Annotated in this window: 5 protein-coding genes; 3 read left to right on the top strand and 2 right to left on the bottom strand. The window is 60.3% G+C overall.

The features are described from left to right. Positions 1 to 212: 212 nt before the first annotated feature. The 3 genes from GHO42_RS00480 to GHO42_RS00470 all read left to right on the top strand — a co-directional run bounded on the left by GHO42_RS00480 (position 213) and on the right by GHO42_RS00470 (position 5,813). Positions 213 to 2,588 carry an RND family transporter gene (locus GHO42_RS00480; RefSeq protein WP_153384075.1) on the top strand — a complete coding sequence of 792 codons (2,376 nt, stop codon included), beginning with the start codon at positions 213 to 215 and terminating at the stop codon, positions 2,586 to 2,588. Positions 2,589 to 2,727: 139 nt separating this feature from the next. Next, positions 2,728 to 4,110, top strand: a complete 1,383-nt coding sequence (locus GHO42_RS00475; RefSeq protein WP_095002403.1) for a DUF1329 domain-containing protein — start codon at positions 2,728 to 2,730, stop codon at positions 4,108 to 4,110. Positions 4,111 to 4,199: 89 nt separating this feature from the next. Continuing rightward, a complete protein-coding gene (locus GHO42_RS00470) occupies positions 4,200 to 5,813 on the top strand; it encodes a DUF1302 domain-containing protein (protein ID WP_153328898.1) in 1,614 nt (537 codons plus the stop codon). Between the two features lie 72 nt (positions 5,814 to 5,885). Here GHO42_RS00470 and GHO42_RS00465 read toward each other — a convergent pair whose 3' ends face one another. Together GHO42_RS00465 and GHO42_RS00460 are read right to left on the bottom strand one after the other, a co-directional pair. Next, positions 5,886 to 7,070, bottom strand: a complete 1,185-nt coding sequence (locus tag GHO42_RS00465; protein ID WP_153328900.1) for an acyl-CoA dehydrogenase family protein — start codon at positions 7,068 to 7,070, stop codon at positions 5,886 to 5,888. After that, a complete protein-coding gene (locus GHO42_RS00460; RefSeq protein WP_153328902.1) occupies positions 7,067 to 8,239 on the bottom strand; it encodes an acyl-CoA dehydrogenase family protein in 1,173 nt (390 codons plus the stop codon). Before GHO42_RS00460 ends, GHO42_RS00465 begins: the two co-directional genes overlap by 4 nt. Between the last annotated feature and the right edge of the window lie 312 nt (positions 8,240 to 8,551).

Below are 8,551 nucleotides of genomic sequence, written 5' to 3'. Positions count from 1 at the left end.
CCTATTGTGGGAGCGAGCCTGCTCGCGAACGACCTTCGCGAGCAGGCTCGCTCCCACAGTTGCAGTGTTCCTGCAGCAGCCTTCGTTCCTCGGCAGCTACAGGGGCAGTTGCCCCATCCCTCAAACAGCCTAACCCTTACGGACGATGTTCAAGGCCCGGCCCCGTCTGATTATCGCGATCACTTTCAACCAGTGTGCGAGGGACCGCGAGCATGGGCGCTTTTGTCTTGTCATCGGCTGTGCAACGCTGCGCCGAGCAGTTGATGGCCCGGCGCAAAGCCTTGCTAGGTTTTTTCCTGTTGCTCACCCTGGCCTTGGGCTACAGCGCCACCCAGGTTCGCCTGGACCCCGGTTTCAACAAGCAGATACCGGTGCGCCATGCCTACATGATCAACTTCCTGGACTTCAGCCGTATCTTTACCGGCGCCAATCGCCTGCTGGTCAGCGTGCACTGGAAAGGCGAGGGGGATATCTATAACCCCGAGTTCCTCCAGACCCTGCAAAACGTCACCGATGACGTGTTTTATCTCTCCGGGGTCAGCCGCCCCAGCGTCACCTCGCTGTTTACCCCCAACGTGCGCTATATCGAAATCACTGAAGACGGCTATGTCGGTGATCTGGTGGTGCCGCCGCAATACGCCGCCACCCCCGCAGATTTGCAACAGGTACGCAGTAATGCCGCGCGCTCCGGGCAGATCGGCCGGCTGCTGGCCAATGACCTCAAATCCGCGCTGGTGCGCGCTGACCTGCAGGACATCGATCCGAAGACCGGTCAGCCCGTAAGCTACATACAAATTGCCCGTGGCCTGGAAGACATCCGCGCCAAATACGCCAGCGACGATATCGAAATCAATATCGTGGGCTTTGCCAAACTGGTCGGCGACGTGGTCGAAGGGCTGAACACGGTGATGGGCTTTTTTGCCATCGCATTTCTTATCACCGCTGCGCTGCTGTGGTTGTATTCACGCTCGTTGCGCCTGACCCTGGTGGCGCTGTTTGTCGCCTTGCTGCCGGTGATCTGGTTGCTTGGCCTGCTGCCGTTGCTGGGCCTGGGTATCGACCCGATGTCGATTCTGGTGCCGTTCCTGATCTTCTCCATCGGTGTGTCCCACGCCGTGCAAATGACCAACGCCTGGAAGCAGGAAGTGCTTGCCGGGAGTGATTCGGTGAGTGCGGCCAAGGTGGCCTTCAGCAAGATTTTCATTCCCGGTGCGCTGGCGTTATTGATGAACGCCCTGGGTTTCGGGGTGATCATGCTGATCGATATCCCCATCGTCCACGAGCTGGGCGTCACGGCCTGTATCGGTGTGATGCTGATGATCATCACCAACAAAATCGTTCTGCCGCTGCTCATCGCCCATCTGCAACTCGAGCCGCACCTGATGACGGCCAGGGCGCGCATTGCCAGCTCGCGTCACCCCCTGTGGTGGCGATTGTCGGCGCTGGCCACACCGGGACCGGCACTCTGGGTGTTTGCCCTGAGCCTGCTGCTGGCGGCAGGCGCGATCAAGGCCCGCGAACTGGCCACTGGTGATATCGGCACCGGCGCGCCGGAGCTGCGGGCCGACTCGCGCTACAACCAGGACAACCAGAAAATCATCAGCAGTTACGCCATCGGCCTGGATGTGCTTTCGGTGTTTCTGACCATTCGCGATCGCAGTGAAGCCTGCCTGGACCCGGCCGTCATGCGAGCGGTGGAAACATTCGACTTCAAGATGCGTGAAGTCCGCGGCGTGCAATCGGTGCAGAGCGTAGCGGGGATGAGCAAGCAGGTGATTGCCGGCAACAACGAAGGCAACCCGCGCTGGGCGGCCATCCCCGGTTCCGCCCAGGGTTTGCAACAGGGCGCCTACGCCTATTCACCGGACTCGGGGCTGGTGACGGACGGCTGTCAGAAAATGCAGATCCTGGTGTTCCTGACCGACCACGAAGGCGCCACCGTGGCCCATGTGCTGGATGAGGCCAGGCGCATTATCGCTGCGATTGCCGTGCCGGGGGTGGAGTTCAAGCTGGCGGGGGGCAATATCGGCGTGATGGCGGCGTCCAATGAAGCGGTCAAGCAGGCCGAAGTGGTGATGCTGGCGGCGTTGTTTGTGTCGGTGGCGCTGTTCTGCCTGCTGACCTTTCGCTCGGTGCGCGCAGTGCTGTGCATTCTGGTGCCCTTGGCGATTGTCGCGGTGCTGTGCAATGCGCTGATGGCCCTGCTGGGTATTGGCCTCAAGGTCGCGACCTTGCCGGTAATGGCGCTGGGTGTGGGGGTAGGGGTGGACTACGGCATCTACCTGTACGAGCGCATCGAGCATGAGATGGCTGCGGGGCATGACCTGCGCGAAGCCTTCTACCGCGCCATGTGCCAGCGCGGCACGGCGGCGGTGTTTACCGCGCTGACCATGTCGCTGGGGGTGTGCACCTGGGTGTTTGCGCCCCTCAAGTTCCAGGCCGACATGGGTGTGCTGTTGGCCTTCATGTTTATGGTCAACGTGCTGGGGGCGATCTTCCTGCTGCCGGCACTGGCTGCGTGGTTCAACCTGGGCAAGCCGCTGGTGGAACCCGGGATGCTCACGATTGCGCAATCAGCCAGAGCGTGAGTGGGCGCCAGGTTTCAGGTGGGAGCGGGCTTGCTGGCGATTCAGGTGCCGCGATGTATCAGCCAGACCACGTCGATCCAATCGCGGGCAAGCCCGCTCCCACCAGTAAATGTGCATGACCAATAAAAAGGAGAACTCCATGGGACGCATCACCCATATGGGCGGCTGGCTGTCAGTTGCCCTGGCATTGCAGGGTTACAGCGCTCTGGCGCTGGCCCAGGCCCCTGCCGACCAGATCACCCGGCTAGGCAAGGACCTGACCTGTGTCGGCGCCGAAAAGGCGGGCAACGCCGCAGGCACCATCCCTGCTTTTGGCGGCCAATGGCTGGGCGCGGCACCGGGGATGAAATTCGAGGGCACGGGTAAACACCCGGTCGATCCCTATCCCAACGAAAAGCCGCTGTTTGTGATCACCGCGCAAAACCTCAGTCAGTACGACGGGCACTTGTCCGAGGGGCAAAAGGCCCTGTTCAAACTCTACCCGCAAACATTCCGCATGCCGGTTTACCCTTCGCACCGTGACTTTCGTTTTTCTGACACGGTGTGCAAGGCCACCCTGGAAAATGCCTCGGTCGCCAAACTGGTCGACGACGGCGAAGGCGTGGTTGCCCGCACTGGCGGCGTGGCATTTCCCATTCCGCAAAACGGTATCGAGCTGCTGAAAAATGCCTCGCTGTTTACCGTGCGTGCCTGGACCGAGGAATACACCTCGGACAACGCTTATGTGCTCAAGGACGGCAATATCAACTGGGGCCGCGTGCACTCGCGCAATATGGCGCCGGGGCTGGAGCCGGGCAAGATTGGCGACACGGTGGGCAATTCGTCTTTCTACCTTAACGAAACCCTGCTGCCACAACGCGACAAGGGTGAAATCAACACCGGTACCGAGTACTGGAACGACAAGACCGAGCCGCGCCAGAGCTGGCGCTACGATCCGGGTACGCGGCGTGTGCGGCAGTCGCCGGGTTACGGTTTTGACATGGCCTTTCCGGGCTCCGGCGGTTCGATCACCGTCGACGAAGTACGCATCTTCAACGGCTCGGCCCAGCGCTATAACTGGAACATCGTCGGTAAAAAAGAGCTGTATATCCCTTACAACACCGCGCGCCTGCACGCCGGTGACCTGAAGTACGCGAGCATGCTCACTCCCGGTCATATCAACCCCGACAACATGCGTTACGAACTGCATCGCGTGTGGGTGCTCGAAGGTGTGCTCAAGCCGGGTAACCGCCATCTGTACGGCAAGCGCACGCTGTATATCGACGAAGACAGCTGGTTCCCGATCATGGGTGACAACTACGACAACCGCGGCGAGTTGTGGCGCACCTCGATGGTCAATTACTTCTATGCCCCGGAAACGCAAACCTGGCAGGCCGGTGTTGGCCTGTATCACGACCTGAACGCTGGCAGTTATCTGGCCTTCAACCTGATCAACGAACAACGCAACGGCTATGTGCTGAACAAAGGCGGTTTTGCTGCTGGCGATTTTGGCCCCGAAGCGGCACGTCGGGCCGGCAAGTAACACCCTGACGCCATCCTGCTGTCTGCCACGGGCCCTGCCTGTGCGCAGGTGGCCGGGCGGAGCAAAACAACAATAACAAGGAGCAAGGCATGTTCAAGCAATACACGCGTGTTGTCGGGACCGGTTTATTGTCGGGGCTGAGCGGTCTGGCCCTGGCGGCACCTACCCTCGAGCTGGGCGAAAACACCACCCTCGACTCTTCCCTGACCGTCAACTACACGGCCTCGATGCGTACCGCAAAACCGGATCACGAATACCTGAACAACATCAACTACGATGATGCCACGCGCAATTTCAAGCGCGGCTCGCTGATCAACAATCGGGTCAGCGTATTTGGCGAGTTGATGCTCAAGCACGACAACCTCGGCGCCGTGGTGCGCGGCAGTCATTTCTATGACGAGGTCTACCACCAGCGCAACGACAACGACTCACCGGACACGGTAAACAAGACCGGACGCTACAACGACTTCAGCCAGGACACGCGCAAACTCAGCGGCAGCAAGGCGCGGCTGCTGGATGCTTATGTGTATGGCGACTTTACCGTCAATGACGACCAGTACCTGTCGCTAAAGGCCGGGCGACATCTGGTGGCCTGGGGCGAGAGCCTGTTCTGGCCCAACATCAGCCAGGGCCAGGCACCGGTGGATTCGACCAAGTTCAACGTGCCCGGCACCGAAGCCAAGGATGCCTACTTGCCGGTGGGGCAGATATCGGGCGCGTGGTCGGTGAACGAAGACCTGACCCTGCTCGGGTTCTACCAGTACAAGTGGGAAGAAACCCAGCTCAACCCCGTGGGCGACTACTTTGGCAGCGATACCTTTGGCCCGGGGGCCGAGTTCTTCCGGCTCGCCCCGGGGATCGTCGACAACCTGCCCAACGGGGCCGCAGTCGGCTACGGCGGCTCGGTCAAACCGGGCGACAGCGGCGAGTGGGGCCTGGGTACTCGATACCGGGTGACGCAAAACACCGAGGTCGGCCTGTTTCATTACCGTTATCACGACCGCGTCCCGGCACTGTTCTTCGACTTTACCGGGCAGACCCATTACTCGTCCCTGAACAAAGTGGGTGGCAACGGCAATGGCCCGAGTTACCAGTTGGGTTACTTTGACAACATCAAGCTCACCGGCATCAGTTTCACCACCAAAGCCGGTGATTCGGTGCAGTTCGCCGGTGACCTGAGCTATCGCGACGGCGCGGCGGTGTACCTGAGCAACGGTGCGCCGGCGCGGGGGCAGGTGTGGCAGGGAAACCTGAATGCCGTGTACATGATCGGGCCGACGTTTATGGCGCAGCAGACCACCCTGATGACCGAGGTGGTGCACCAGCGCATCCAGGGCGTGGATGACCTGACCATTAGCGGTGGCGGGGCGGGCACGGACGGGACTTTCAATAAATATGTGTATGACGGTCAAACACGGGGTTCAAGCCTGTTGGGAATCGGCGCCTATTTCGATCACCCCAGCGTATTCAACGGCTGGGACTTGACCACCAAGGCCACCTGGACCCAGAACATTGACGGCAGTGCCTATTCGGGGTTGGGCCGTGCTGAAAAGCGTCTGACAGTGGGTGGCGATTTCAAGTACCTGGGCAACTTTCAGCTGGGGCTGACTTATGTGGCGTATTTGAGCTCGGCCGATATTGCCCAGGGACGGACAATGGCGGATCGGGATTACCTGTCGTTCAATGGCAAGTACACCTTTTGACCCAGGCCCTCACGGCAACCCTCTCCCGGAGGGAGAGGGTCGGGATGAGGGGACTTGTGATTCTCAGCCCGTCTACCGGGCCTCCCGCGGCATCCCCAGCGCCCGTTCGGCAATGATATTGCGCTGAATCTCATTACTGCCGCCATAAAGGGTATCCGCACGGGTAAACAGAAACAGCGCCTGCAACCGCGTCAGCTCATAAGGCGCCCCGGCCAGCAACTCGGCCTCTGGTCCCAGTACGTCCATCGCCAGCTTGCCCAAGGCCACATGCCAGGTCGACCAGGCCAGTTTGTAGATCGTCGCTTCAGGCCGCAGGCTGCCATCCTGTACCCCGGACAACATGCGCAACGAGTTGTAGCGCAACACCCGCAAGCCGCTCCAGGCCTGTGCGATGCGCTGGCGCAGCACCGGGTCTTGCGCCGCACCATTGGCCTTGGCAATACGCACCACTTCGTCCAACTCATTCTGAAACTGCATTTGCTGGCCCAGGGTCGATACCCCGCGTTCAAACCCCAGCAGCGCCATGGCGATTTTCCAGCCATCACCCGGTTGGCCGATCAGGTTGTCTGCCGAAGCCCGCGCCTGATCAAAAAAAACCTCGTTGAATTCACTGGTACCGGTCAATTGCCGGATCGGCTGTACCCGTATACCCGGCTGGTCCATCTCCACCAGCAAGAACGACAGGCCGCGATGGCCAACACTTCCCGGCTCGGTACGTACCAGCACAAAGCACCAGTCCGACTCATGAGCCAGTGAGGTCCAGACCTTTTGCCCGCTGATCAACCATTGCCCGTGGCCTTCATCGAAGCTGGCGCGGGTCTTTATATTGGCCAGATCCGACCCGGCACCCGGTTCGGAGTAGCCCTGACACCAAAAGTGCTGGCCCGCCAGTATCGGCGGCAAAAAACGTTGCTGCTGTTCCTGGCTGCCAAAGGCCGCAATCGTCGGCCCTACCAGCCCTTCGCCAATATGGCCCATACGTCCCGGGCCGCCCGCCCGTGCGTACTCTTCGAAAAAGATCACTTGCTGGCTGATGCTCAAGCCACGGCCGCCATGCTCGGTGGCCCAGCCAGCACCCACCCAGTGGCCTTGGGCCAAGACCTGTTCCCAGCGCTTGCGCAACCCGGGAGCAAAGTCCTCATCCCCCGGGCCACCGCGAAAGCGCAAAGCTGCAAAGTCACCGCTCAGGTGCTGCTGCATCCACTGCGCAACCTGTTGGCGAAACTGCTCATCTGCTGCGCTAAAACCGATATTCATGTGCACTCTCCGAAAATCTTCCGGGCCAATTGCTCGCGATGAAACGCCGGGGTGCCGAGCATCTGCTCACTGGCCCGGGCTCGCTTGAAATACAGATGCGGGTCGTATTCCCAGGTAAAACCCACGCCACCGTGCAACTGGATGGACTCGGCGGCACACTGGAAAAAGCCTTCACTGGCAAAAATTTTCGCAGTGGCCGCGGCTTCCCCAAGTTGCTCACGGATACCCGGATCACCATCGATATTCAGGCACTCGGCGGCAATGCAGGCAGCGTAGTAACTGGCCGAACGCGCGCATTCGATGGCCAGCATCAAATCGGCACAGCGGTGCTTGATGGCCTGGAAACTGGCGATAGTGCGACCAAATTGTTCGCGGCCGCTGATATAGGCCAGAGTGATGTCCAGCGACTGCTGTGCGCCACCGGTCTGCTCGGCCGCCAGGCCAACACAGGCTATCTGCAGCACATCGCGCAGCATCGGCCAGCCTTGCCCGGGTTCGCTGAGCAACTGATCGTCGTGGACGACTACATCGTTCAGGGTGATGGTAGCCAGGCGGCGGGTCTGATCCAGTGTCGGTTGCCACTGGCAAACAATCCCGGGAGTATCGGCAGGCAGTGCAAACAGGCGGATACCGGCTTCGCCGACGCTGCCCGGCGTGCGTGCGGCAATGATCAACAGCTGGCAATCGCTACCATCGATCACATAGTGATACTCGCCATTGAGGCGATAACCCCCCGCATGGCTCTGCGCATACACCTGCACGCCGCTGTCGTCCCAGCGAGGCGCGCTGGTGTAGGCGAGGCTGGCGCGAATCTCACCGGCGGCAATCAACGGTAGCCAGCGTTCCTTGAGTGCTTCATTGCGACTGAGCAGCAGGGCAGGGGTGGCCAGGCAGCAGGTTGCAAAAAATGGTGTGGGCAGCAGGCAGCGCCCGAGCTGTTCCTGGAGCAGGCTGACTTCTACAAAGCCCAGGCCAAGACCTCCATAGGCCTCGGGGATCGCCAGTGCGGGCCAATACAGCTCCCTGGCCATTCGCGCCCAGGTATCGGTGTCGTACCCCTGATCGCTGGTCATGGCCGTGCGCACCGCAGCGGAGCTGGCCACTTGGTTCAAAAAACGTTCGGCGGATGCCTGAATCATTCGCTGTTCGTCTGTCAGGGCAAGCTCCATATGGGCCTCGTCGTAAAAATACGGATCAAGGCGCCAGCATGAAAGCGCGCAGCACGGGTGCAATCCCTGAGCCGGACTAGTCCGTTTGGTTAGCCCGAGTCAGATTTCGGAGTCCCAGACTACCGTGATATTCCCGGAGTACTTGTCTTGCTCGGACAACATCTGCAGGACATGCTGCCTTTGTATTTCAAAATGCAGCATGGATGGCTTGTTATCAACATAATGCGTGGACTTGAACTGAATCGCCCCGGGTTTCCTAGACACTCTCCAGGCTCGCTGCGTAACGCTTTTCAAACTCTACCGGTGACAGCT

It is taken from the genome of Pseudomonas sp. FSL R10-0056, assembly GCF_009600105.1.
In the GTDB taxonomy this organism is placed as follows: domain Bacteria; phylum Pseudomonadota; class Gammaproteobacteria; order Pseudomonadales; family Pseudomonadaceae; genus Aquipseudomonas; species Aquipseudomonas bubulae.
This window is presented reverse-complemented; position numbering and strand designations above follow the sequence as displayed.